This window comes from Pectobacterium sp. HCp5_1 (assembly GCF_032905925.1).
Lineage (GTDB): Bacteria > Pseudomonadota > Gammaproteobacteria > Enterobacterales > Enterobacteriaceae > Pectobacterium > Pectobacterium brasiliense_A.
The window spans coordinates 116,985-141,670 of record NZ_JAUMIO010000002.1 but is presented as its reverse complement, the minus strand read 5'-3'; the positions used below and the strand labels follow the sequence as shown (position 1 = coordinate 141,670).

The following is a 24,686-nucleotide window of genomic DNA, read 5'->3' as shown; positions in this document are numbered from 1 at the left end:
CTTACCTGCTTTATCACGTTCTGACTGATAGCAATGAGAACGCGTGCTTTATTTAGAACGCCATTCTTTATTTAGAACGCATAGTTAAAGTTCACGCCGTACAGCCAGGCTTTACCTTTGGAGCTGAAGTTGTAGCGTGGGGAGCCTGCTCTATCAGAGAGCGGTTCGCTGATATCGACTTGCTTACCGTGCATATAGGAAACGCCGACATCCACTGACGCATCTTTATTGAAGGCGTAAGTGGTGCCTGCGCTCAACCAGAAACGATCCTGATCGGGGATAGAGATAGAACGTCTGTCGGCTGGTATCGGACTGTCATCAAACGCGATACCACTACGGAACGTCCAGTTATCGTCATGATAGTAGGTGGTACCCAGTGCGATACGGTAGGCATCACGGAAGCCTTCCTCTTTCTGGAACAGCGTGTTGCCACTGTTACCTGTCGCTTTCAGCTCCTGGAAATGGCTCCAACTGGTGTAGGTCAGGCTGTAGTGAACCGCCCACTTCGGTGCCACGCGGTGGTAGGCGGACGCTTCCCACATTTCTGGCAGATTGAGTGTCAGCTTACCAGGAATTGTTGCGCCATTGAGGGCACCAGGCCCAGCGGACCGTTGGTTACTGTAATCACCATTGAAATCGATATCGACTTTGGAACGATAGGTCAGGCCGAAGCGGTTGTTTTCATCCACTTCATACAGGATGCCGGCATTCCAGCCGTAACCCCACTCTTTACCTTCCAGACGAGCCATCTCTGAAGACGGGCCTGCAACGGCACCCTGAGCGCCCCCCACACCGGCAGGAACATTAGCCAGTTCACCAGCGCGCCGAATAAATTTGGCATCGGCATAAACCGCGTTAACCCCTAAACCAAAACTGAAATGTTGGTTCAGTCGATACGCGGCGCTCAGGTTCAGGTTTGATGTCAACAGGTCGGTTTCACCGCCGATAGAACCTGCTGCATAGTTATCATTAAATTTAGTCGCCAGGCCATAGTTAGTGGTGGCGGAAGCACCAATCGCCCACTGTTCATTCAGCGGCATGATGAAGTGTAGGTTCGGTACCCAGGCATGTGGTGCGATGTTTTTGGCGCTGGTATCTTGCCCGGTTAGGGAGTTTTTCCCCTGAACATCAATGTCTGGGTTGATATAGGTGACACCACCGGAGAAGGACGGGCGGTCAAACATGGTCATGGTCGCTGGGTTACGGCTGCCGGAAGTCGCGTTGTCGGCTACCGCACCTTCACCAGAAAACGCACGCCCCAGACCCGATGACGAGTATTCATTTAGCTGGAAACCAGCTGCTGACACATTTGCTGAAAACAGGGCCACCGCAACAGCAATTGTGGATTGTTTGAACAGGTTTTTCTGGTTCATGACCAAAACCTCTTTATATGCTTGTTATTTAACGTTGTTACACGGGGTAACAAGGGACGCGCATTGTAGGGGGCGCACTTAGCCTGACAAATCAGACCAGTTGCCAAAGTATAAGTTGGGAATACGACAATGTTGCGTCCGTGTATTAAAAATATTTCCAAAATGATGCAAAATTTAGATCTGCTTAACGTTTTGGTTAATTTGTGTGAAGAGATATTACGCGGTCTTTACTGTCGTATAACACCGTAATGTGATTGATATCACTAAAATTACTGGTCAGCATGAAGTGCTGGCACTGCTTCGGGATGAGGGAGTAAAATATAAGGAAGATAAAAATATTTGAACTGGATCATATCTCCCGCGTTTTAAGAGGAAAGTAGCATGACGAACGTAATCAACAAATGCAGTGCTGAAGAAACCGCAGCCTGCTGCTGTGTCGATGTTGGCACAATTATGGATAACACGGATTGCACGGCGTCTTACAGCAACGTTTTCGGCAATCGTGCTGAGGCAGAAGCGGCACTGGCCGCCCTGACGGAAAAAGCGCGTGCGGTAGAGTCTGAACCTTGTGAAATCGCCAGCACGCTGGAAGAGGTAGACGGCGGCGTTAAACTGGACATCGATTTCACGTTCAGCTGCCAGGCTGAAACGATGATTTTCCAGCTCGGCCTGCGTTAAATCTTCCTCTGGCAGGCATTGCGTTATCGCATCGCCTGCCGACTCGCTTTATTTCCCTTCGTTGTTTCTATCCACCGCTGTTGGTGGTGTCGTCACTTATCAATTCTCCCAATGCGCATGTTAATCGGCCATAGAACCGGTCGGCATGTTGTTGGCGTTCCCCAGAGTGTCGCGATGTCGTCATAAAAACGGCGCAGCATTTCCTCTCGTCCTGCTTCTCGGGCGCTGGCGACGGCAGACCAGGTCGAAATATAGCCAATAAGGGCGTCTAACGGCCACTCAAGCTGGATGTTAAGAGGCGGTGCGGCGATCTCATCAAAAGGGAAGGGGATATCCCGATATCCGTTATCAACCAGCTTACGTTCGGCAGGCCAAAACGGGCCAATCTCTTCGTAATAAAACTGACGAAATCTGTCGTTCAGATCGTCATCAAGCTGCATAACGCCATAGCTGATGAGGGCTAATATTCCCTGAGGGACTGCCACTCTGCGGACTTCCTGATAAAACGCGTCCAGCTTGAACCAGTGTGCGGCCTGCGCTGCGGTAATCAAACTGTAAGTGAGTGGCTGTTCGGGCAGCGTTTCTGCGGGGGAGCACACGTAGTCGATACGATGATGTGCAACGGCGTTGCCTAGCTGACTCACGCTGGGATCGAGACCTTTTACCGCGTCGAAATGTTCAGCCAACTGTCGCGTAAGCTGCCCGGTTCCGCACCCTACATCCAGCGCGTTTTGGGTACTGGGGGCGAGACTGGAAAGGTATTCTGCCAGTTCGGGTGGATAGTGCGGTCGGTAGCGGGCATAGTTCTCCCCGCCTGAGGAAAACCAGTTTCTGTTTTCTTCGGTTGTGTTAGTCATCTTTATCACCTGAGGCGTGTAACTCTGCACGCGCTATCTGTATACGTTTCTCGAAGTCCTGCTGTTCCAACGCAGACGCCAACTCCTCCAGCCCTTTCATCAGCGGCCAACCGGCATCTTTTTCAAGCTGTTCAATGGCGAGGAAAATGGCTTCCCAGCAGGTTTCGAGCTGAGCAACAAGTTGAATGCCTGCTGGCGTCAGCCTGAGGGCAAATTTGCGCCCATCACTGAGCTGTTCGCGTACAAGAATGCCGTCCTGCTCCATTAACGCGACCGACTGGCTGATCGCCCCCTGAGTCAGGTGCGTGGACTCAGTGATGTCCTGCACGGTCTGAGCGCCTGCGGCCATTGCTCGCAGGATAGGGGTAAATCGTGGACGATAATTGAGTGACAGGGCGCGGTAGTTTGCCTCCGAACCTTTATCAACCAGCTCAGCGGTATACCTCAGCAGTTCGCCCAATCCGGGTTTAATTTTCAATATTTCCTCCCTAGTTGGAATAAATACATTAGCGCTAATGTATTTTGTTGGCAAATGCCTTTGCGTAAATAATGTTAATGGTATCGGGGCTGACAACGGCATGTTCTTCACACTTTTGTGTTGCGCAGCTTTGCGTAATGTAACTATCTGGTTAACAATGAAATCAGGTCTGACCTGTTGTGCGCGTACTTTATTTTTGGTTAACAGGAGCGTTTATGAGCGAGGTATTACCTCTGATAACCCGCCGTGGCGATCGCATAGCGTTCGTGAGCGGATTACGCACCCCATTTGCCCGGCAGGCAACGGCCTATCATGGCGTACCTGCCATCGAATTAGGGAAGCTCGTCACCAGCGAATTACTGGTCCGCACTGGGATCGATCCTGAGTTGATCGAGCTATTGGTCTTTGGGCAGGTGGTCCAAATGCCCGAAGCGCCGAATATCGCCAGAGAGATCGTGCTCGGAACGGGCATGAGCGTGCATACCGATGCCTACAGCGTGTCGCGCGCCTGCGCCACCAGCTTTCAGGCGGTCGCCAACGTGGCGGAAAGCATTATGGCGGGTATGGTGGACGTCGGCATTGCCGGTGGGGCGGACTCCTCTTCCGTGCTGCCGATTGGCGTCAGCAAAGCGTTGGCCAGAACGCTTGTGGATATGAACAAGGCCCGGACGCTGAGCCAGAAGTTGAAACTGTTAAGCGGCCTGCGCCCGAAAGATCTGCTGCCGGTTGCGCCCGCCGTGGCGGAGTATTCCACTGGATTACGCATGGGCGATACCGCCGAACAAATGGCAAAAACCTACGGCATCACGCGTGAAGAGCAGGATGAACTGGCGCACCGTTCGCACAAACTGGCGGCTCAGGCCTGGGAATCCGGCGTGCTGCGCGATGAAGTGATGACGGCTTACGTCCCACCTTATGACAAGGCGCTGAGTGAAGATAACAACGTGCGCCATGATTCCGCGCTGGAGCAGTATTCCCGTTTACGCCCGGCGTTCGATCGCCGACACGGTACGGTCACGGCGGCGAACAGTACGCCGCTCACGGATGGCGCGGCGGCGGTGTTGATGATGAGTGAATCTAAGGCCAAAAGTCTGGGGCTCACGCCGCTAGGCTACCTGCGCAGCTATGCATTCAGCGCTATCGGTGTGCAGCGTGATATGTTGCTGGGGCCGGCTTATGCCTCCCCACTGGCGTTGGCAAGGGCTGGTGTGACGCTGGCCGATCTGACGCTCATTGATATGCACGAAGCCTTTGCCGCGCAGACGTTGGCAAATCTCAAACTGTTTGCCAGCGATGAGTTTGCCCGGAATCAACTGGGGAGAAATGCCGCACTGGGTGAGGTCGATCGCGCCAAGTTCAATGTGCTGGGGGGATCCATTGCCTATGGACATCCCTTTGCTGCCACTGGCGCGAGGATGATTACCCAAACGCTGAATGAACTGCGCCGTCGTGGCGGCGGGCTGGGGTTAACCACCGCCTGCGCGGCTGGCGGGCTGGGTGCGGCAATGGTACTGGAGGTGACGCCATGAACGATCAACAGCCTTTCTCCGTGACAACATCGTCTGCAATCGAAACAACATCATCTGTGACGGAAAGCCCCTCTGCCTTTTCCCTAACGATTCGGCCGGATAATATCGGTGTTATTTGCATTGATGTTCCCGGCGAGAAGGTGAACACGCTAAAGAGCGAATTTGCAGAACAGATTCTTTCGGTCTTTGAACAGGCGCGGCAGCATGCGACGCTCAGGGGGCTGATTTTTATTTCCGCCAAGCCTGATTCGTTTATCGCCGGTGCGGATATCACCATGTTGAACCAGTGCAGTAGTGCCGAACAGGCAGAAAATCTGGCGAAACAAGGGCAGGAAACGTTCGATCAGGTAGCCGCGCTGCCGTTCCCCGTGGTGGCGGCGATCCACGGAGCCTGTCTAGGCGGTGGGCTGGAATTGGCATTGGCTTGCGACTATCGCGTCTGCTCGCTGGATGAAAAAACGGTGCTGGGGTTACCAGAAGTGCAGCTTGGCCTGCTTCCCGGCTCAGGCGGAACGCAGCGGTTGCCACGGTTGATTGGCCTGGATAGCGCGCTGGATCTCATTCTGACCGGCCGCCACCTCCGTGCGAGTCAGGCGTTACGACAAGGGCTGGTTGATGAAGCCGTTCCGCACGATATTCTGCTGGAGACGGCGGTCGAAATTCTCAAAAAAGGAAAACGCAAAGCCGTGCCGCTGGGCTGGCGTTCGCGTTTGCTGAGTAGCCCAGGTATTCGCGATGTATTGTTCAAAATAGTGAAACGCAAAACGCGAGCGAAAACACACGGCAACTATCCGGCCACGGAAAAAATCATTCAAGTGGTGCGTCGGGGTATAGAAAAAGGCCGTGAGGAAGGGTATCGGCACGAGGCGCGAGCGTTTGGCAAACTGGTGATGACGCCGGAATCGGCCGCGCTACGCCATCTATTCTTTGCCTCCAATGCATTAAAGAAAACCGCCGGTGCGGACTCTGAAGCGAAGCCGATCCACCGCGTCGGTATTCTCGGCGGTGGGTTGATGGGCGGTGGGATCGCCAGCGTGACGGCGACGCGCGGGCAGTTACCGGTGCGTATTAAAGATATCAATGAACAGGGCATTAACCATGCGCTGAAGTACAACTGGCAGTTGCTGACCAAACGCGTTCAGAGTAAGCGGATGAAGCCGACGGAGCGCCAGCGGTTGATGACGTTGATTTCCGGTAGTACGGACTATCGCGGTTTTGAACATGCGGATATCGTCATTGAGGCCGTTTTTGAAGATCTGGCGCTGAAGCGGCAGATGGTGGCGGAGATTGAAGAGCACGCTGCGCCGCACACGATTTTTGCATCGAATACTTCCTCGCTGCCGATCCATCAGATTGCAGAGGGCGCGCGCCGTCCGCAACAGGTTGTGGGCCTGCACTACTTTAGCCCGGTGGACAAAATGCCGCTGGTTGAGGTGATTCCTCATGCTCACACCAGCGCAGAGACGGTGGCGACGACGGTGGCGCTGGCGAGAAAGCAGGGGAAAACCGCGATCGTCGTAGGCGACAGCGCCGGTTTTTATGTGAACCGCATATTAGCGCCTTATATCAACGAAGCGGCTTATTGCCTGCTGGAAGGGGAGCCGATTGAATCGATCGATTATGCGCTGGTGCGCTTTGGCTTCCCTGTTGGTCCGCTGGCGCTGCTTGATGAGGTCGGTATTGATGTCGCGACCAAAATTGTACCGGTGCTGAGTGAAGAACTGGGCAAGCGCTTCACCTCTCCACCCGCGTTTGATGCGATCCTGAAAGATGGACGCAAAGGGCGCAAGAATGGGAAAGGATTCTATCGATACAATAAAACGCGCCGTTTCTGGCAGGCGGGCAGAGAGGTGGATAGCTCGGTTTATCCGCTGCTGGACGTCACGGCGAAGGCCCACATTGACCCTGCGCTGATCAGCCAGCGTGCCGTGATGATGATGCTGAACGAGGCCGCGCGTTGTCTGGATGAAGGCGTGATCCAGTGCGCCCGCGATGGCGATATCGGCGCGGTATTTGGCATTGGCTTCCCACCTTTCCTCGGCGGCCCGTTCCACTATATGGACCGTCTGGGAGTGGAAACGGTCGTGAAAACGCTGATGGTGCTGCAACAACAGTATGGCGATCGGTTCGCACCCTGTGAACGTCTGCTCGCGATGCGGGAAGGTCGACGGACGTTTTATCCGCCAACCGATGAAGATCAGAGCGCTAGTTGATCGTGACGTTAATCGTGACGGTGTCTTTATACGCGCCCTCTGGCTTGCTGGCCTGACTGGCGTTAATTTGGGCGGTGTACGGGATACTCTGCGTAATCCCCGTACCCGTCCCGCTGTAATCGTTCGTTTCAGTCCAGGCGACGTTCCCGGTGCGATAGAGCTGATATTGCAAATAGTAAGGCGTGCCGCCGACGGTGGCCGTCATTCTGCGCCAGTTGGCGTCGTCGGGATGGGTACTGACCAGCTTGACGGTATACGCCCCAAGCAGCGTACAGCGAACGCCGAGGCTGTTATTGACTGCCGCGAAATCGGCGGGGAATGCCGCAACGCCAAAACTGACATTCGGCGCACTAGTGATCTGGCAATCGTTGGTAATGTTCATGGTGATATTGAGGGTTGAGGTGGTTGAACCCTCATCGTAAACGCAGAGCCCTAACGCCCCCAGTGCACAAAGCCGGTAATCCCATTTTATCGTCACCGTGTCTGTATAGGTCCCAGCGGAAATATTGTTGCCGATACTGGTGCGGATATAGATCGGCATCGTGCCGTCAGTGGAATTAAACAGACCCAATATGTCCAGAAAGGTCGTTCGGGTCCAGGTATAGGTCGAGTTGATGTTATAGAGTGTACCGCAGCCAGAATCCATACACAGGCTGTAAGGTACATAGTCTGTGCTCGTTCCCCTGCGCATCCGCATGGTGGTACCGCTAGGATTGCTGTCGCTCTGTATCGTTGCGGTGATGGTATTGGTGCTGGCTAAATTCAACACACTCCCCGTACAGCGAAACCCACTCCCCGATGCCACGACCTGTGGCGTACCGTTAACGCCGACAACGGAAGAAGCATAAGGCCCCAGCGTCGTGTTGCTAGGGGGGGTTGTGCAGGCGCCGTAGCTAAAGGGGGCGTAATACAATGTGATTGACAGGAAGGCCAGACGCAGCGAACGGGCAACTCGCCGGTTGGCGGAGAAGAGGTGCTGGATTTTCGGTATCGGGGTCAGCATCGTTTTATCCTTTTGAGTCAGTCTGGCAGGTAAGCGGGCCGATGGTCGCCATCATGGTCTGTGATTCCGGCAGTGAGAATTCCACCCGGCAAAGCTGTCCGTCTTCTTGTTTAAAGCGTAAGCGGTTCGAGGTTCCCAGATTGGTGAAATAGACCAGGCCATCGTAGCCGCTGATCGTGGTGTCGCCGCTGACCTCGTTTGTTATCCAGGTGCCGATGGTGAGCGGGTTGCCATCCGTATTGCGCAGCTTAATGTTGGCGGATCGCATGGCGTGAACGGGGAATGTGACGACAGTGCCGCTGCCTTCTTTGACCGACACGCGCGATTCCACCTGTGGTGTGGTGACGTTGGCTGGCAGTTGTAGTGTGTCGATTTCCACTTTCGCGGGGTAATTGGACACGACCCACGGCACGAGCAAGTGACCGCGTTTGTTGGTTTTCCCTACTATCTGGTTTTCATATTTTACCGGGACGTCAGGGTATCCTTCGGTATCGACCACAATAAAGGCGTCGTTGATGCGGTTACTGGCGAAAAGCCCCCCGTTCATGTAGATCAGCGAACCTCCCAGTTCCCCCCATTGCGTGGTGTTTCCTTCATTGCCATAGGTTCCGCCAGCAAGCGTGGCATAAGGGCCGCGCCAGTTCAGCGAGCCTTGGTGATAAGGGTTTTTTCCTGCGCCATACGCAGCGTTCCAGCCTAATCCACCGTCTGTCGGCGCGGTACGGTTCATCCCGACACGCGGTGAATAATCGCCATTGCTGTCGCGTTGAACGCCGGCATTAATGCTGCCGTTTGTACCAAAAGGCATCACGAACTGGATCTGGGCGCTGTAACCGTTTTCTCCCAGTGCTTTGTTAAAGGCGAGATAAATAGAGCTGTCTTGCCAGATTTGGCGGCTGAAAGAGAAATTCAGCAGGCGAGTACGGGTTGAGTCGTACGCGCGGATATCGAAATACCCCACGCCGAATGAACCGTTGCCTTCGCCGAACAGCTGGCTGCTGAGCGTTGCCTGATAGCTTTCTTGGCTGAGTCGGCCTTCCGTGAGTACGGCGGTTAAATCGCGGTATTCCTTACTGCGTTTGGTATGTTGAACATTCAGGCCAAACGCGGAAGTGTAGTAAGAGTAGCCCGTGGTGTACTGGTGTCCGGCGGCTTCTTTTTCACTCTGACTGTAGGACGAACTCAGCGTACCCCAACGGCCAAGGGTAAAATCGGCTCCCGCACCGAGCAGATAGAGATCCTGTACGGCTTCGCCATGCGCTGACACGGTCAACTTATTGGTCAACCCATAGCGATAGATGCCGCTGACAGCGGCATCGTCAGTGTAGGCATTATTCTTTATGCCATAGTCCTGACGTAACACGCCAACGGACAGATCGAAATCGCTTAATCCCTCCCTTAACAATGCGTTGGAGACATAAAACGGGATCGTGGTAGAAATCTGCCGCCCCTGAGCGTCAGTGGTAATGACGGTGGCTTCCCCCGCGCCGTTCAGGTAAGGCGTATTCGTGAGGGTGAAGGGGCCAGCATTCAGGCTGGTGCTGTTTGCTTTATACCCGTTGATAAACAGGTCCAGCGTGCTGGGTACGGCGGCTGTACCGGTATATTGCAGCATCGGATACGTGACGATATCCGGGCGAAGACCGAAATTTCGGGCGACACGCAGGCCGCCCATACGCACCGAGTTGCTCCACGTCAGAGAGTTGCTAATCAGGTCACCAACCTGATAGGTGATCATGCGGTCGTGATCGTTATAGCGCCAATAGGTATCGAAGCGCTGATAGCCATCTTGCTGCGCGGTATTGCTGCCCGAGGTGAAATAGTAGATCCCCGTATTGGATAAGGTTCCGTAAGGGCTAAAAAAACGCTGTTCCATCCAACTGCTGAGCGAGTCTGAATTGGCACGGGGCGAGGTGTAATAAAGGTTATAGTTGAACAATAAGCCGGGACTGCTGCGGGCGGGGAAACGCGTCAGATCCTGCCCGCCGCCTTCAACCGATTGCTCGGGTAGCCAGAGTGTGGGCACGGTGATTTTTAGCTGCTGTATGGCCTGATCGTAATCGGTGGTGACCTCTGGCAGGGCATTGACATTCACCAGTCCCGCGCTTTGGTCCGGCAGACGGACGTGATTCGAACGCAGTGTTGCTGCATCCACATAATAATTCCCCGCACGATACGTGACGGGCACGACCAGATTATCGCTCAGCCCGTTGACGGAGATCGTTAAATAATAAACGGATTCGCTGAGTGAGGGCATGGCGCTGGGGGGCGCGGGAAGATCGGTATAATCTTCCGCGAAAATCGTCGCAGAATAAAACAGCGCAAATGGAGTACAGATGAGCAGGGGAAGCACGCCTGTTTTGCTCTTCATGCCTGACCTCACCATGGCCGCGCGGTCAATAAACACGCTTTTGCGGCTAACCGAGCCATCATTCGCGTTTAATCAAGATAGGATCGTGGATATCGATTAGGTGAGTGAAGAGCTGCATGCCTGCACCCGGTGTGGATACGCCCGCGGGCAGCGGCCAACGCATCTCTTGTCCCGGTAGTACATAACCTAAAAAGCCGTCGGTGATCGTTGTTCGGCGGCTCCCTTTTCCATTTTGGTCGGCTGACCAATATATGTTACTCAGGCGGGCATGGACCACGCCACGATTGCGGACATAAAGGTAGTTTTTCCCCCCAACCGCGCTGACTCGCCAACTGAGCACAGGCAGCGTAGGCTCGGCGTTGGCGCGCCGTTTTTCCGGGCGCATATGCGTCCAGATGCCGGCACCATCAAGGAACAGCGGGAGCAGATAGCGCATCTGGAATTGCAGCCCCATCTGCGGGGCATCTTGTTGATAGGGCGCGGCAATTTCATCAACGATGATGCGGTAAGCCATCTCAGTATTGGCGGGTGTTGGGTTGACGCGAATCAGACGCACCATATTGCGCTTACCCGGCTCCAGCGTCATGAACGGGGGGGTAGCAATCACGTTGCTTTGTTCGGCATAACGATCCTGAAAATCGATTTGCTTCCAGGACATGATACGGATTTGCAAACCGACGGGCGCCGTGCCTTTATTTTCCAGCCATAGCGCAGAGCTGTTCTCATCGGACTCAATAACCTGATAAATCGGCCAAACGAGAATAGAACTGGCAGCAAAGCAATATGAGCCAAAACCACTTAATAAAAAGACCATTGCCCGAATAAAAAACGTTATTTTCCTTTTCATTCTGTATTCACCCTGTTTTGTTTTTAATAAGTCAGGCTGACGGTTACGTTATCGGTATAAACCCCTGCGGGAGGCAGCGGTGTGCCGCCAAAATAGCGGGCGTAAACGGTGTAGGTCTGGGATGTGGCGGGAAAGGAGGCGATGTTGAGTGCCAGACCTCCCGTTCCCCATACCTGTGTGCGTGCCGCATCGCGGTAAAGTTGGTAAGCCAACAGGCGCGTTCCTGCTGCATTTTTCAGATAACGCTGTGTGCTGTTACCGCCATTAGTGCCATAGCTCAGTTCAATAACGGCGCTAATGCCTGGCGTACAGGTCGCGACAATCGACCCTCCGCCGCTGGTGCTGGCGATATCCACGTTGGTTGCCGTGGCGCTGCGCGTCCCAAAATTCAGCGTACCCATGTTGGGCTGGCTACTTGCCGTGTTGGTGCCAAAAACACAGCCTTTTTGTATCGTTGCCGTGACATCGAATGTGCTACTTACGGTGAGCGCCATCGCCACCATGGGGACGATGGAGCCAGACAGCAGAAGTGACAAAATCAATGCCGATGGAAAACGCATCGCAATACCCGCGGCTATCGAGCCTGAATGGCAGCACGGGAAACGCCCAAAGCCATAGAGGAAGGCAGGGCGTAGGTAATTAATGCGGAATCGCGTATGAGATGTGGTGACATAACGGCTCCTTTTCTTGTGGATCAATTTCTTGTGGATCAATGACCCTAAAAAGACTGGCATGCGAACATGCCAGCCTGTAAAAAATTACCATTCGATCGTAGCCGTGACGGTGTCGGTATAAGCCCCAGCGGTGGGCGATAGCACGGTCTGATCTGACGGCAGGATACGGGCATACACTGGAACCAGCTGTGGGTTACCCGTTGCAACAATGGCAATGCCAGTTACACTACTGAGTGGGATTTCGGTCGTGCGGGTTGAATCGCTGTATAAACGGTAAGGGACGTTGTAGGTTCCCGTGCCTGGCGCTAACTGGCGTAGCGAGGCGGTGGCGTTTGCACCTGCACCGATATACAACGCAGCCGGTGTGCCAACAGAGCAACTGACGGTAATCCCGTTGCCCCCGATGCTGGTAACCTGAGCGTCAATACTGGCTGTCAGATCGGAATGAGAGCCAAAGTTGATTGTTCCCCATGTAGTGCCTGCGCCTCCTCCGTTGTTGACCGTGCAGGCAGAGGTAATCGTCAGTGATACAGGGATCTGACCATTAATCGTCACGCTGCTGGCTGTGGGGGAGAGGCCGAATGTGGTGAATAGTGTGGCCAGAATAGGTAATGCTATACGTTTAGAATTCATAACGATTCCTTTATATGCCTCTTACTTATTTTCATCGAAAATGTCTTCACGAAAGTACATGGGGTTTCGTGAAAACAGCTCGTCAAGAATGACTATTACAAAAGTAATCATAACGACTCGTTTTAATCAGTACGGATATTTATATGGCATAGATTAACCGCCCGGGAAAATACAGAGGGTTTATTCTCTTTCCTGATTGGCAGAACCACTGACACTAAAATGTCGCATTACTGAAATATATCGCTATTACTTTCAGTACGTTCCGTATAGTGAAGATGACGCTATAAAGAAAACGTATAACTAATTTTATCTTCCGTGGTGTGAATAATGGCGGGCATATAAATAACAGCGATGTTCTTCGGGGTTTATCCTGAATTACATATTCGTCCATAAATAGAAGAGCAATCTATTTTTATTATATGACGTTATATTCTGTGTGATAACCTTGTTTATAAAACATGAATAGTAAAGAAAATTGCTATTTAAGATAAAGATAGAACCAGAGTGCTTGTTTAACAATGTCGCAAAAATTGATATGCGTTAAAAAAGTGTAAGAAATCGACATTTTTTATTTTATCAGTTTTTTATGCTGATTTTTTGTTCATTTTTGAATTCTGTCTCTTATTTTTTGATTTTACTGTAAGCGATTATAATTACCATTATAAAAGTGTGGTTATGTGTTTAGAATGAGTAGATTCTGTCGTGTGCCTATAAAATTTTTATTTATCATATGATTAATAATGGAAAATAAGAGCAGATGAGCCTGGTGACGTTGCTGATACATTACGATTATTGACTCGTTGGTGACGGAACGATAAAAACGCGTTTTGATAATGGTTAATGTTATAACAGTATTGGGTCGCCTTCACGGCAGATCTCAGTGGGTAGCCTGTGGTTGAGAAGCCGGTATGATGACTTTTTCTACCTAAACCTGACCTCAGGTGAGTTTACATAGCGAGAAACTCAGGTAACCTACAATAACAAAGCGGTTATACCCGTCATCCTGGAAGGATTTGGGGTATCTACCTTATATATGGCTACATTGCAGGTATGCCAAAGCGGCAGCAAAGCCAATGCTCATACAGCATTAAGTATGAGGATATATCATATATTTCATTAACATAGCGGTGTAATATGCAAGTGTTGATAATGCGTCATGGTGATGCGGTACTTGATGCAGCGAGTGATGCTGTTCGGCCATTGAGCGACGCTGGTCGTGATGAATCCCGTCAGATGGCGTGTTGGTTGAATGAGCAAAATATCGATATTGAGCGCGTTCTGGTGAGCCCTTATTTGCGCGCCCAGCAAACGCTCGAGGTGGTGAAAAAAGCGCTGACGTTGCCGGAAGAAGCGGATTGCCTGAATGAGCTGACGCCCGGCGGTGATGCCCAGCTTGTTGGCTATTATCTGCAAACGCTGGCAAGAGAAGGCGTGGGTGCGGTTCTGGTTGTGTCGCATCTGCCGCTGGTGGGCTATCTGGTTGCCGAATTATGCCAGAATGAAACCGCGCCGATGTTCGCCACATCCGCTATTGCCTGCGTGAAGGTGGAAGCGGAGTCTGGTCATGGTGCTCTGCACTGGCAAGTCAGCCCGGCCCAGTTGAACGCGAAATCCTGACACGACTCGTCAAACGCCTGAATTCATACGCGATGAGGCATGTAATGAACTTACACGCCTCATTATTTTTTGAAGAAGAGCGAGCTTATTCAAGCGAAGGCGCCTCTAGTGCCACCAACACCAGCAGCGCGGCATTCCCACCAAATTCTTTCGGAGCCTGATGAAAAGCCAGCACGTCAGGGTGCTGTGCCAGCCAGAGCGGCGTTTGTTGCTTAAGAATATGTTTGCCGTGCCCGTGCATTACGCAGGCGCAGTAAACGTGCTCCCGCCGACAGGCCGCTAGCAGCGCGCCCAGTTCCTGCTTCGCCTGAAGCTGCGTCAGGCCATGCAAATCCAGAAACAGCTCCGGTGAATAATCTCCCCGTCGAAGTTTCTTCAATTCATAGTGGCTGGCACCCGGGCGGACATAGCGTGTCGGGCCTTCTGCATCCAGCTGTGGCTGAAACTCATCCGAAAAATAGAAACTGGCATCAACCTGCTCCTGCAATGCCCGTTTGGCGGGTAATTCACCCGGTTTTTTGCGCAGCGGTTTGTGGGTATAGGTATCCTGACGCAACTTTTTTGTGCCAGTGATTGACGTGCGAAAAAGCTGTAATTCGTCGTCATTCAGCGAATATTTATTACTCATGTTTCATTCATCTTGCGTCAACATTCGATCAGTTTACCTCGTCTCCCCGCTGTCGCTAAATAAAAGTCTGTATCGAGGCGCGTTCAGTCGGTTATATCTGCTGATTTGTCGCGGGCTTCATGGCAAACTAAGCGCCAATTTCCCATTCAGAACAGTCTGCGGAGGACACCCTTGGACAAAATTTTCGTCGATGAGGCCGTCAGTGAACTTCATACCATTCAGGATATGTTGCGCTGGGCTGTCAGCCGGTTTAACGCAGCTAACGTCTATTACGGTCACGGGACGGATAATCCCTGGGATGAAGCCATACAGCTGGTATTGCCTAGCCTGTATCTGCCGCTCGATATTCCTGAAGATATGTATACGTCGCGCCTGATCACCAGCGAACGGCAGCGCATTGTTGAACGCGTGATCCGCCGCGTCAATGAGCGTATCCCCGTCGCCTATCTGACCAACAAGGCTTGGTTCTGCGGCCTGGAATTCTACGTGGACGAACGCGTGCTGGTGCCGCGCTCTCCCATCGGTGAGCTGATCAATAACTATTTTGATGAGCAACTACCAAAAACGCCAAACCATATTCTGGATCTGTGCACGGGCAGCGGCTGTATTGCTATTGCCTGCGCTCAGGCGTTCCCAGAAGCGGAAGTCGATGCGGTCGATATCTCCAGCGAGGCGCTGGCGGTAACTGAGCAAAATATTCAGCAGCACGGTCTGGAATACCGCGTGACGCCGATTCGCTCTGATCTGTTCCGCGATTTACCAGCGATTCGCTATGATTTGATCGTGACTAATCCACCGTATGTGGATGAAGAAGATATGTCCGATCTGCCACAAGAATTCCGTTTTGAGCCTGAACTGGGGCTGGCGGCGGGTAACGACGGGCTGGATCTGGTGCGTCGTATTCTGGCCTGTGCGCCAGACTATCTGAGCGATGATGGTGTGCTGATTTGTGAAGTGGGCAACAGCATGGTGCACCTGATCGATCAATACCCAGACATCCCGTTCACCTGGCTGGAATTTGATAACGGCGGTGACGGCGTGTTTATGCTAACGCAATCACAGCTGGTCGATTGCAAAGCGCATTTCAGCGCTTACCGTGATTAAACGGTCATAACGATATTTATTCGCCTTACCGTGTAGACGGTAAGGCAGAAACAGAACACATGCGAAGGAGTTGTGATGGCAGGCAACAGTATTGGGCAATTTTTCCGCGTCACTACATTTGGTGAATCCCACGGTATTGCCCTGGGATGTATTGTTGACGGCGTACCGCCGGGGATCCCGCTAACGGAAGCGGATCTGCAACACGATTTGGATCGCCGCCGTCCGGGGACCTCCCGCTATACGACGCAGCGCCGTGAGCCCGATCAGGTCAAGATTCTGTCCGGCGTTTTTGAAGGCGTAACAACAGGGACCAGCATTGGCCTGTTGATTGAAAACACCGATCAGCGTTCTCAGGATTACGGTACGATTAAAGACGTCTTTCGCCCCGGTCACGCTGATTATACCTATGAGCAAAAATATGGCCTGCGCGATTACCGTGGCGGTGGCCGCTCTTCCGCGCGCGAAACCGCAATGCGCGTTGCCGCGGGTGCGATTGCGAAGAAATACCTGCAACAGCAACATGGTGTGAAGGTACGTGGCTATTTGTCGCAGATTGGCGATGTCACCTGCGAGCTCAAAGATTGGGAACAGGTTGAGCAAAACCCGTTCTTCTGCCCGGATATCGACAAGCTGGAAGCCCTGGATGAACTGATGCGGGCGCTGAAAAAAGAAGGCGACTCGATTGGCGCGAAGGTCAGCGTCGTGGCGGAATCAGTACCTGTCGGATTAGGCGAGCCGGTCTTTGATCGTCTGGATGCTGACTTGGCTCACGCACTGATGAGCATCAACGCCGTGAAAGGTGTCGAAATTGGCGATGGCTTTGCCGTTGTCACCAAACGTGGCAGTGAAAACCGAGACGAAATCACGCCGGACGGTTTCCAAAGCAATCATGCTGGCGGCATTTTGGGCGGAATCAGCAGCGGCCAGAACATCGTTGCACATCTGGCGTTGAAGCCGACCTCCAGCATTATGGTGCCGGGGAAAACGATCAACCGTCAGGGCGAAGCGACGGAAATGGTGACGCGCGGGCGTCACGACCCGTGTGTGGGCATCCGTGCGGTGCCGATTGCCGAAGCCATGATGGCGATTGTGTTAATGGATCACCTGCTGCGCCAACGCGCACAGTGTGGGGATGTGAACAGTCAGGTTCCTCGCTGGTAAAAAATAATGAAACAAGGGTTAATCGGGGTTCTCGCGCTGGCACTGAGCGCGCCGCTGTTATCGAACGCCGCGTGGGCGAAAACGCCCTGGCAGGAGATCGCGCATCCGGTTGCGGGTACGCCGCAGTCAATTGGTAGTTTTTCCAATGGCTGTATCATCGGTGCCCAGCCGCTGCCATTGCAGTCGCTGGATTATCAGGTGATGCGCATCGATCAGCGCCGCTATTTTGGTCACCCCGATCTTCTGGCGTTTATTCACCGCCTGAGCAACGAGGTTAAGCGTACGACCTCCGGTAATGTGCTGGTGGGGGATATGGGCATGCCTGTTGGGGGACGATTCAGCAGCGGCCACGCCAGTCACCAATCCGGGCTGGATGTGGACATCTGGCTGCAATTGCCCAGACAGCGTTGGAGCGAGCAGCAGTTGCTGAAACCGCAGCCTATCGATTTGGTTAACGCCAGCGGGCTGAACGTTAACCCACGCGTTTGGCGACCGGAAATCACCACCCTGATCAAAACCGCTGCGTTGGATAGCGACGTAACGCGCATCTTCGTTAATCCGGCGATTAAAAAACAGCTGTGTGCTGAAGCCGGCCACGATCGTGACTGGCTGCGCAAAGTTCGCCCTTGGTTTGCACACCGTGCGCATATGCATGTGCGCCTGCGCTGCCCGGCGGACAGTCTTGAGTGTCAGGATCAGGACGAACCCCCTGTCGGTGATGGATGCGGTGCCGAGTTAACCAGCTGGTTCCAGCCAAAACAGCCGAGTACCGAAGCCCCGGAAAAAACCACGCCGCCGCCGTTGCCTCCGTCTTGTCAGGCATTACTCGACAGACATTTTGCCGCGAGATAACAAATAACTATGTCGCGAGATAAAAAATAATTATGGACTGGTTAGTTCTTGGGCCAGATATGCTGGCCGTGCTGTTTTTTGTCGGGGCGTTGGCAGGGTTTATTGATTCGATTGCGGGCGGGGGCGGTTTATTGACGATCCCAGCCCTGCTGGCGGCGGGATTATCACCGGCGCAGGCGCTGGCAACGAATAAACTTCAGGCCGTCGGTGGATCCTTTTCCGCCAGCCTGTATTTCATTCGCCGCCGCGCGGTGAATCTGGGCGAGCAGAAGCTGGCGATTGCGCTGACCTTTGTCGGTTCGACCTTTGGTGCCTGGCTGATCCAGCAAATTCACGCCGATTTTCTACGCCAACTGCTGCCGGTGCTGATCATTGGCATTGGCCTCTACTTTTTATTAACGCCCAAAATCGGTGATGAAGATCGGCAGCGTCGCCTGTCGCCACTTCCGTTTGCGATTGTGGCAGGCTGCTGTATCGGTTTTTATGACGGCTTCTTCGGCCCCGGTGCCGGATCGTTTTACGCGTTGGCCTTTGTCACTCTGTATGGTTTCAATCTGGCAAAAGCGACAGCGCATGCCAAAATCCTGAACTTTACCTCCAACTTCGGCGGGCTACTGTTTTTCATTCTGGGCGGCCAGGTTGTCTGGGTGGTCGGCGGCGTCATGCTGATCGGGCAGATCCTCGGTGCGCGGCTGGGAGCCAAAATGGTGATGACGAAAGGGCAAAAGCTGATTCGTCCTATGCTGGTGTTGGTTTCCGCCATCATGAGTGGCAAGCTGATTTATGACAGCCACGGGCATGAGATTGCCGTTTGGCTGGGACAGTTTCTATGACAACACATTATGATAACAACAGATAACATGACTACGACGCACCACTATCAACAACTGATTGATATTTTTAATGATTGCTTTGGCGATGAATACAATACCCGTCTGGTAAAAGGCGATGATGAGCCGATTTATCTGCCAGCGGATGATGACATTCCGTATCACCGGATTGTGTTTGCCCATGGCTTTTATGCCAGCGCGTTACACGAGATTTCTCACTGGTGCATTGCTGGTGCCCAGCGACGCTTGCAGGTCGATTTTGGCTACTGGTACTGCCCGGATGGTCGCGATGCCTCTACGCAAAGTCAGTTTGAGGTGGTAGAAATCAAACCGCAGGCCTTCGACTGGCTGTTCTGTGTTGCTGCGGGCTTTCCGTTTAACGTCAGCTGCGACAACCTGAACGGCGACTGCGAGCCGGACCGCATTGATTTCCAGCGGCGCGTACATGCGCAAGTGATGCAATATCTGGAAGAGGGGATTCCCGCGCGTCCTGCCAGCTTTATTCGTGCATTACAATCGTTTTACAATACGCCACCGCTGACGGCGGCGAGCTTCCCGTATCCAGCCGATCTGTGATGCACGGGAACCGCAAAAATTTGAGGATAAGAAATGATCGCAGAATTTGAAACGCGCATTCTGGCGCTGATTGATGACATGGTAGAGCATGCCAGCGACGATGAACTGTTTGCCGGCGGCTATTTGCGTGGTCATCTGACGGTGTCGGTGGCAGAAGCGGAAGAGCATGGGGAACATACGCTTGAAGCACTGCATTTGCGCGTTAGCGACAGCATTAATAACGCCATCAAAAACGGTGAACTGTCACCGCCGGATCAGGTACTGGTTAACGGGATGTGGGAACGTCTGTTCCAGCAGGCGCAGAATAGTACGCACTGATTTCCCTGTGGGCTAATTGCCACTCTGTCAGTGCTGGCTCAGTCAAGCCAGCACGTTTTCTTCCTCATTAATCCTTCGCTATTCTCAATTAATCCTGAGCGATGGGTTTGCCTTTCAGCAGTTTCCTTATCCAGAAACGATTTGGGTTGAGTGCGGCGAGCGTATCGCGGTCCAGCGGTAGCGGTTCACCATACATCTGTGATGCCAAAATTTCTGCTGCGAGTGGGGCGGAGCAGAGCCCGCGTGAGCCCAACGCACCGATAATAAACAGATCCTGCCAATAGGGGGCGCTTGGCACCGCGTCGGCACGGTGTTGAGGGTGCAACCGATCTTCATACTCGGCCAGCGTTTGCTCATAGTCCGGTACCGCGCCTAATAGCGGCAGATGATCGCGCAGCGCACAGCGGACGCCTTGGCGCGCCAGTGCATCGCTGACATCGATCGTTTTCGCCCAGTTTGCGTCAGGCAAACAATTCAGCAGCCGTTGGCGGTTTTCTTGCTGCTCGTCTTCCCGATAATCACAGTGTGTTTCACCCCGTAAATAGCTCGCCCCGATGCAGTGTGTCTGATGCTGCGGACTCACCGGCGTCAGATAGCCGTCGTAGCACAACACCTGTTTGAGCTGGCCTAGTACAGAGTTGGTCGGAACATGGCTGACCTGCCCGCGCACGGCGTAAGCGGGTAAATGGGATGTCTGTGGCCAGTCGGTAATGTGATGACCATTTGCCAGCACCACGACGGCATGATTTACCCGCTGGCCGGTGCTCAAGGTGAGTGACCAGCTGCCGTCCGTTTTCTCCAATGCGGAAACGGCGGTACTCATCTGTACCGACAGACCGTTTTGCTGTGCCAGTTTCAGCGCAGAAGCCGTCAGTTCTGCCGGGCACAGCCAGCCGCCGTCGGGGTAGGTGATGCCATTTACGCCGATATTCAGGCCGCTTTGTGTTTCCAGTTGCTGTGCATCCACGCTAACGACCAGCTCTTCCGGCCATTCGCCTTGCAGAATCTGTTCGATTTTACGCGCACTTTTTTCATCCCAGGCAAGCTGGCTGACGCCACACCATTGGTGCTCAAACTCCAGACCCTGCTGCGCCAGCGCGGTATAGCTGCGGTGGGCAAAGTCAAAGGCGAGCGAGAAAAAGCGGGACACGGCATCGTGCCGGTTATTCAACAGAGGATACAGCGCCCCCTGACGATTGCCGGATGCGCCCGTGGCAGGCTGTGTCTCCGCGCAGTAAAGCGTGACGTTTGCACCGCGCCGTTGCAGTGCCAGTGCGGTGAGCACGCTGGCGATGCCGCCGCCGATAATTGCAATATCGTCAGTCGTGCTGGCGGCAGGGCGTGCATACCACGGCGTTGGTGAGGTGACGGGAAGCGCATCAGGAAGCATGCCGCTCAGCATTTCCCGTTTCTGGCCGAATCCTTTAATTTTACTGACCTGAAACCCCGCCTGTTGCAGACCGCGACGCACAAAGCCTGCGGCGGTAAATGTGGCGAACGTCCCTTCTTTTCGGCACAGACGAGCCATTGCCTGAAACAGATTATCCGTCCACATATCTGGGTTTTTGGCAGGCGCGAAGCCGTCCAGAAACCAGGCGTCGACCTGATGGTTCTGAGTATCATCTAGCTCAGGCAGTAAGACGTTAACGTCACCGAACCACAGATCGAGCGTAATAGTGCCTTGCGCCAGAATCAGACGATGGCAGCCCGGCAGCGGTAGCGGCCATTGCTCTCGCAGTTCATCCGCGAAGGCGGCCAGCTCCGGCCACTGGGCGTGTGCCGCAGCCAAATCATGCCGACGCAGGGGAAATTTCTCGAAGCTGATGAAATGCAGGTGTCGCAATGTCGCCTGTGGCTGCTGTTGACGAAAGTCGGCAAACGCCTGCCACAGCGTCAGAAAATTCAGACCCGTACCAAAGCCGGTTTCTGCTATCACGCAGGCTGCGCGCGGGTGCGTGGCGAAACGCTCAGGAAACTGATTGCCCTTTAAAAACACATAACGGGTTTCTGCCAACCCATCCTGATTCGAAAAATAGACGTCATCAAACTGTTGCGATACAGGTGTACCCTGAGCGTTCCAACTTAACGACGCGTGTTGGATGGGGAGGTTGGTCACGACAAAAAGCTCATTATTCAAGTGATGATGAGATTCTATCGGGCTGAATATTGTGGCGCAAATTTAGCAATGATTTCGCGATAGTTTGGCTGATCGGACTTGTTCAGCTTACAACTGTACGCTAAAGTGCGAAGCGAAATCCCAAACTCTATAAGTGGAAGAAGAGGTATTAAATGAAACGTGCAGTGATTACTGGCCTGGGGATCGTATCAAGCATCGGTAATAACCAGCAGGAAGTTCTGGCATCATTGCGGGAAGGCCGCTCGGGCATTACCTTCTCTCAAGAGCTGAAAGATTCCGGCATGCGTAGTCACGTCTGGGGGAATGTCAAACTGGACACCACTGGCCTCATCGATCGCAAAATTGTGCGTTTTATGAGTGATGCATCGATTTATGCCTACTTATCCATGGAGCAGGCGATTCAAGATTCCGGGCTGTCTGATGAGGTTTATCAGAATAACCCACGCGTTGGCCTGATCGCCGGTTCCGGCGGTTCTGCGCGCTATCAGGTGTTCGGTGCTGACGCGATGCGTAGCCCGCGCGGCCTGAAAGCCGTTGGTCCTTATGTGGTAACCAAATCCATGGGTTCTGCGGTATCCGCGTGTCTGGCAACGCCATTCAAAATTCACGGCGTGAACTACTCCATCAGCTCCGCCTGTGCGACCTCTGCACACTGTATCGGCAACGCGGTTGAGCAAATTCAGATGGGCAAACAGGACATCGTATTCGCTGGCGGCGCGGAAGAGCTGTGCTGGGAACTGGCCTGTGAATTTGACGCGATGGGCGCACTGTCAACCAAATACAATGAGACACCGGAAAAAGCGTCCCGTACTTATGACGCCGGCCGCGATGGTTTCGTCATTGCAGGCGGTGGCGGTATGGTCGTTGTAGAAGAACTGGAACACGCACTGGCGCGTGGCGCACATATCTACGCGGAAGTGGTCGGCTACGGCGCGACGTCTGACGGCGCGGATATGGTTGCCCCATCAGGTGAAGGTGCCGTCCGTTGTATGAAGATGGCGATGCACGGTGTGGATACGCCGATCGATTACCTGAACTCTCACGGTACTTCTACGCCAGTTGGCGATGTGAAGGAACTGGGTGCGATTCGTGAAGTGTTTGGCGACAACTCGCCAGCTATTTCTGCGACTAAAGCGATGACCGGTCACTCTCTGGGCGCGGCTGGCGTTCAGGAAGCTATTTACTCACTGCTGATGCTGGAACACGGTTTCGTTGCACCGAGCATCAACGTGGAAAATCTGGACGAGCAGGCTGCTGGCCTGAACATCGTGACTGAACCGACGGAACGTAAACTGACCACGGTGATGTCTAACAGCTTCGGCTTCGGTGGTACGAATGCGACGCTGGTAATGAGAAAACTCGATAAATAATCGGTTTCTTACACAGACATTATCATTAAAAGAAACAAAAAACCCCGCAGGCGCAAGCCGCGGGGTTTTTTGTTTGTGCGGGTTTGGTTGATGATGGTTATGAGCGGTATTGACGCTAGATTAATACCCACAGCAGAAATGCAGCCACGCAGGTGCTGACAATCACCAAAAACATCGGCTTGTGGAACAGGGATTGCCAACTGAGCGGTAGCGAAGCAATCAGCGGGTTAAACAGCGGATGCAGCAGCTGTGACGTGGTTGTCCAGTCCGTTTCCTGTGAGCGCTGAATGCGCTGCGTAAACAGGAACGTCAGCAGATCGCTGACCTGCATCGGCGTCAGCGGCGTTTGTAACCCGATATTGAAGCGATTCTGCGTGTAATCAATCAATAAGTGCTGTTCCTGCGCGGTCATGGGCTGTTGTAGCAAAGCCTGTAACGGGGCGAGATTCGGGGAAAGCAGCGCGTTCTGTGTCGGTAGCGGCTGTGATGACAGATTCGCTGCGGATGACGAATTTGCGTTAGTCGTATTGGTGGTGTTGGCTGCCAGCGGTTCTGACGCTGCGCCTGTCGTGCCTGTATTGGTCGGTGCCCCCTGCTGCGCTGACGGGGTGGCGCGCAGCAGCGTTTGTGTCTGTTGCAGCTCAACCTGTGCTTGCAGGAACTGCGTGATCAGCGGCAGATGTTTTAACGGGATGGCGTCGCCCGGGCTAAGATTCTGCATCATCATCAGATTGTTCAGCACCCTTGCAGGCTGTTCCCCGGTCATGGTCGCTAATCGGGTGACTAACTGATTCAAGCCGCGCTGTTCAGCAGGAGAGAGCGGACGATCGGGCGAGTTGGCGGCCTGAGCGGTTTGCGATGCTGTGGCTGATGCCGTTGATTGCGGAATTTGCCCGTTTTGCAGCAGCGTAACCACCTGCTGTAGCTGTGTTTTAGTCAGCGCGCTTAGCGTGGTGCTACCGAACTGTTGCTGGATGAAGTTGCTGACTGCCTGACGGTTATTTCCCTGAGACAGCATATCTGTCAGGCGCTGAAGCAACTGCTGACGCCCACCGCTATCTTGCGCCTGCGTTAAACGCGTCTGGAGTATCTGCTCGGCAGGTTGGTAATGGCGGGACAGCAGTTCATTATTTTCTGCCAGCCCTAATCCCTGTTTTACCGTTGTCCAGACTTCCGCTGCCTTTGACGTTGTCAGTGCGGCAACTTTAAGCACCAGATTTTCCAACGTCGTGCGCTGCGCCAGCGTCAGCGGTCGATCGCCGTTGGCGGAGGAACCCGCAGCGTTAGCGGATGAGGTAGAGGTTGACGATGTGGTGGTTGGCGTCACCGAACGTTCGCCGGGCAGCGGGGCACCAGGGCCGCTTACAGGTTGCATATCGGTTATCCTCACTGCCGTCATGATTGAGATGAATCATAGCAATCTCCCGTGACGGCCGA

The 24,686-nt window shown here is 53.5% G+C and carries 22 protein-coding genes; 11 read left to right on the top strand and 11 right to left on the bottom strand.

Annotated elements, in window-relative coordinates; genetic code table 11:
- Positions 1-71: 71 nt before the first annotated feature.
- A complete protein-coding gene (gene fadL, locus Q3A88_RS02155; protein ID WP_233989402.1) occupies positions 72-1,373 on the bottom strand; it encodes a long-chain fatty acid transporter FadL in 1,302 nt (433 codons plus the stop codon).
- A gap of 381 nt (positions 1,374-1,754) precedes the next feature.
- Here fadL and Q3A88_RS02150 point away from each other — a divergent pair, with 381 nt between their 5' ends.
- On the top strand, positions 1,755-2,051 hold the full coding sequence (locus Q3A88_RS02150) for a YfcZ/YiiS family protein (protein WP_110162180.1): 297 nt from the start codon (positions 1,755-1,757) through the stop codon (positions 2,049-2,051).
- A 92-nt stretch (positions 2,052-2,143) separates the two neighbouring features.
- On the opposite strand, the gene Q3A88_RS02145 is transcribed toward Q3A88_RS02150, so the two are convergent.
- Positions 2,144-2,908, bottom strand: a complete 765-nt coding sequence (locus Q3A88_RS02145) for a class I SAM-dependent methyltransferase (RefSeq protein WP_233989403.1) — start codon at positions 2,906-2,908, stop codon at positions 2,144-2,146.
- Entirely contained in the window at positions 2,901-3,386 is a 486-nt protein-coding gene (locus Q3A88_RS02140; protein ID WP_240350067.1) for a MarR family winged helix-turn-helix transcriptional regulator, read from the bottom strand. Before Q3A88_RS02140 ends, Q3A88_RS02145 begins: the two co-directional genes overlap by 8 nt.
- A 215-nt stretch (positions 3,387-3,601) precedes the next feature.
- Between Q3A88_RS02140 and fadI the strand changes: the two genes are divergently transcribed.
- Both fadI and fadJ read left to right on the top strand, forming a co-directional pair.
- The gene (fadI, locus tag Q3A88_RS02135; protein WP_317177316.1) at positions 3,602-4,915 is read left to right on the top strand and encodes an acetyl-CoA C-acyltransferase FadI; all 1,314 of its coding nucleotides are present in this window, start codon (positions 3,602-3,604) and stop codon (positions 4,913-4,915) included.
- The gene (gene fadJ, locus Q3A88_RS02130; protein ID WP_233989404.1) at positions 4,912-7,128 is read left to right on the top strand and encodes a fatty acid oxidation complex subunit alpha FadJ; all 2,217 of its coding nucleotides are present in this window, start codon (positions 4,912-4,914) and stop codon (positions 7,126-7,128) included. Before fadI ends, fadJ begins: the two co-directional genes overlap by 4 nt.
- Here the strand turns inward: fadJ and Q3A88_RS02125 are convergent.
- The 5 genes from Q3A88_RS02125 to Q3A88_RS02105 all read right to left on the bottom strand — a co-directional run bounded on the left by Q3A88_RS02125 (position 7,121) and on the right by Q3A88_RS02105 (position 12,656).
- The gene (locus Q3A88_RS02125; RefSeq protein WP_233989405.1) at positions 7,121-8,131 is read right to left on the bottom strand and encodes a spore coat U domain-containing protein; all 1,011 of its coding nucleotides are present in this window, start codon (positions 8,129-8,131) and stop codon (positions 7,121-7,123) included. The two genes, fadJ and Q3A88_RS02125, sit on opposite strands and share 8 nt — an antisense overlap.
- Positions 8,132-8,135: 4 nt before the next feature.
- Positions 8,136-10,502, bottom strand: a complete 2,367-nt coding sequence (locus tag Q3A88_RS02120; RefSeq protein ID WP_317177315.1) for a fimbria/pilus outer membrane usher protein — start codon at positions 10,500-10,502, stop codon at positions 8,136-8,138.
- A 58-nt stretch (positions 10,503-10,560) separates the two neighbouring features.
- Positions 10,561-11,349 (bottom strand): molecular chaperone, encoded by a 789-nt coding sequence (locus tag Q3A88_RS02115; protein ID WP_039503772.1) that lies wholly within the window; start codon positions 11,347-11,349, stop codon positions 10,561-10,563.
- A 23-nt stretch (positions 11,350-11,372) separates the two neighbouring features.
- Positions 11,373-11,909, bottom strand: coding sequence for a spore coat U domain-containing protein (locus tag Q3A88_RS02110; protein ID WP_317177379.1), 537 nt, complete (start codon positions 11,907-11,909; stop codon positions 11,373-11,375).
- A gap of 198 nt (positions 11,910-12,107) precedes the next feature.
- A complete protein-coding gene (locus Q3A88_RS02105; RefSeq protein WP_110162187.1) occupies positions 12,108-12,656 on the bottom strand; it encodes a spore coat U domain-containing protein in 549 nt (182 codons plus the stop codon).
- 1,134 nt (positions 12,657-13,790) lie between these two features.
- Here Q3A88_RS02105 and sixA point away from each other — a divergent pair.
- Complete coding sequence (gene sixA, locus Q3A88_RS02100; protein ID WP_110162188.1) at positions 13,791-14,273, top strand: phosphohistidine phosphatase SixA; 483 nt, start codon at positions 13,791-13,793, stop codon at positions 14,271-14,273.
- 85 nt (positions 14,274-14,358) lie between these two features.
- Here the strand turns inward: sixA and smrB are convergent, their stop codons facing one another.
- A complete protein-coding gene (gene smrB / locus Q3A88_RS02095; protein WP_010298564.1) occupies positions 14,359-14,901 on the bottom strand; it encodes an endonuclease SmrB in 543 nt (180 codons plus the stop codon).
- Between the two features lie 171 nt (positions 14,902-15,072).
- Between smrB and prmB the strand changes: the two genes are divergently transcribed.
- From prmB to Q3A88_RS02065, 6 genes are all read left to right on the top strand, one after another.
- On the top strand, positions 15,073-16,005 hold the full coding sequence (gene prmB / locus Q3A88_RS02090) for a 50S ribosomal protein L3 N(5)-glutamine methyltransferase (RefSeq protein ID WP_010285093.1): 933 nt from the start codon (positions 15,073-15,075) through the stop codon (positions 16,003-16,005).
- Between the two features lie 75 nt (positions 16,006-16,080).
- Positions 16,081-17,166 (top strand): chorismate synthase, encoded by a 1,086-nt coding sequence (gene aroC / locus Q3A88_RS02085; protein ID WP_317177314.1) that lies wholly within the window; start codon positions 16,081-16,083, stop codon positions 17,164-17,166.
- Positions 17,167-17,172: 6 nt separating this feature from the next.
- The gene (mepA, locus tag Q3A88_RS02080) at positions 17,173-18,018 is read left to right on the top strand and encodes a penicillin-insensitive murein endopeptidase (protein ID WP_039503761.1); all 846 of its coding nucleotides are present in this window, start codon (positions 17,173-17,175) and stop codon (positions 18,016-18,018) included.
- 32 nt (positions 18,019-18,050) lie between these two features.
- A complete protein-coding gene (locus Q3A88_RS02075) occupies positions 18,051-18,851 on the top strand; it encodes a sulfite exporter TauE/SafE family protein (RefSeq protein WP_317177313.1) in 801 nt (266 codons plus the stop codon).
- A gap of 27 nt (positions 18,852-18,878) precedes the next feature.
- Positions 18,879-19,424 (top strand): elongation factor P hydroxylase, encoded by a 546-nt coding sequence (locus Q3A88_RS02070; RefSeq protein ID WP_010285076.1) that lies wholly within the window; start codon positions 18,879-18,881, stop codon positions 19,422-19,424.
- A 33-nt stretch (positions 19,425-19,457) separates the two neighbouring features.
- Positions 19,458-19,742, top strand: a complete 285-nt coding sequence (locus Q3A88_RS02065) for a YfcL family protein (RefSeq protein WP_014916053.1) — start codon at positions 19,458-19,460, stop codon at positions 19,740-19,742.
- Positions 19,743-19,830: 88 nt separating this feature from the next.
- Here the strand turns inward: Q3A88_RS02065 and mnmC are convergent, their stop codons facing one another.
- Positions 19,831-21,858 (bottom strand): bifunctional tRNA (5-methylaminomethyl-2-thiouridine)(34)-methyltransferase MnmD/FAD-dependent 5-carboxymethylaminomethyl-2-thiouridine(34) oxidoreductase MnmC, encoded by a 2,028-nt coding sequence (gene mnmC, locus Q3A88_RS02060; protein ID WP_317177312.1) that lies wholly within the window; start codon positions 21,856-21,858, stop codon positions 19,831-19,833.
- A 173-nt stretch (positions 21,859-22,031) separates the two neighbouring features.
- Between mnmC and fabB the strand changes: the two genes are divergently transcribed.
- Positions 22,032-23,249 (top strand): beta-ketoacyl-ACP synthase I, encoded by a 1,218-nt coding sequence (fabB, locus tag Q3A88_RS02055; protein ID WP_110162192.1) that lies wholly within the window; start codon positions 22,032-22,034, stop codon positions 23,247-23,249.
- A 115-nt stretch (positions 23,250-23,364) separates the two neighbouring features.
- Here fabB and flk read toward each other — a convergent pair whose 3' ends face one another.
- Positions 23,365-24,624, bottom strand: a complete 1,260-nt coding sequence (gene flk / locus Q3A88_RS02050; RefSeq protein WP_110162193.1) for a flagella biosynthesis regulator Flk — start codon at positions 24,622-24,624, stop codon at positions 23,365-23,367.
- Positions 24,625-24,686: the final 62 nt, after the last annotated feature.

Excerpts from the sequence above, each read along its gene's own strand:
- fadL (WP_233989402.1), bottom strand. The coding sequence starts at position 1,373 with ATGAACCAGAAAAACCTGTTCAAACAATCCACAATTGCTGTTGCGGTG.
- Q3A88_RS02150 (WP_110162180.1), top strand. The coding sequence starts at position 1,755 with ATGACGAACGTAATCAACAAATGCAGTGCTGAAGAAACCGCAGCCTGC.
- Q3A88_RS02145 (WP_233989403.1), bottom strand. The coding sequence starts at position 2,908 with ATGACTAACACAACCGAAGAAAACAGAAACTGGTTTTCCTCAGGCGGG.
- fadI (WP_317177316.1), top strand. The coding sequence starts at position 3,602 with ATGAGCGAGGTATTACCTCTGATAACCCGCCGTGGCGATCGCATAGCG.
- fadJ (WP_233989404.1), top strand. The coding sequence starts at position 4,912 with ATGAACGATCAACAGCCTTTCTCCGTGACAACATCGTCTGCAATCGAA.
- Q3A88_RS02125 (WP_233989405.1), bottom strand. The coding sequence starts at position 8,131 with ATGCTGACCCCGATACCGAAAATCCAGCACCTCTTCTCCGCCAACCGG.
- Q3A88_RS02120 (WP_317177315.1), bottom strand. The coding sequence starts at position 10,502 with ATGAAGAGCAAAACAGGCGTGCTTCCCCTGCTCATCTGTACTCCATTT.
- Q3A88_RS02115 (WP_039503772.1), bottom strand. The coding sequence starts at position 11,349 with ATGAAAAGGAAAATAACGTTTTTTATTCGGGCAATGGTCTTTTTATTA.
- Q3A88_RS02110 (WP_317177379.1), bottom strand. The coding sequence starts at position 11,909 with ATGCGTTTTCCATCGGCATTGATTTTGTCACTTCTGCTGTCTGGCTCC.
- Q3A88_RS02105 (WP_110162187.1), bottom strand. The coding sequence starts at position 12,656 with ATGAATTCTAAACGTATAGCATTACCTATTCTGGCCACACTATTCACC.
- sixA (WP_110162188.1), top strand. The coding sequence starts at position 13,791 with ATGCAAGTGTTGATAATGCGTCATGGTGATGCGGTACTTGATGCAGCG.
- smrB (WP_010298564.1), bottom strand. The coding sequence starts at position 14,901 with ATGAGTAATAAATATTCGCTGAATGACGACGAATTACAGCTTTTTCGC.
- aroC (WP_317177314.1), top strand. The coding sequence starts at position 16,081 with ATGGCAGGCAACAGTATTGGGCAATTTTTCCGCGTCACTACATTTGGT.
- mepA (WP_039503761.1), top strand. The coding sequence starts at position 17,173 with ATGAAACAAGGGTTAATCGGGGTTCTCGCGCTGGCACTGAGCGCGCCG.
- Q3A88_RS02075 (WP_317177313.1), top strand. The coding sequence starts at position 18,051 with ATGGACTGGTTAGTTCTTGGGCCAGATATGCTGGCCGTGCTGTTTTTT.
- Q3A88_RS02070 (WP_010285076.1), top strand. The coding sequence starts at position 18,879 with ATGACTACGACGCACCACTATCAACAACTGATTGATATTTTTAATGAT.
- Q3A88_RS02065 (WP_014916053.1), top strand. The coding sequence starts at position 19,458 with ATGATCGCAGAATTTGAAACGCGCATTCTGGCGCTGATTGATGACATG.
- fabB (WP_110162192.1), top strand. The coding sequence starts at position 22,032 with ATGAAACGTGCAGTGATTACTGGCCTGGGGATCGTATCAAGCATCGGT.
- flk (WP_110162193.1), bottom strand. The coding sequence starts at position 24,624 with ATGCAACCTGTAAGCGGCCCTGGTGCCCCGCTGCCCGGCGAACGTTCG.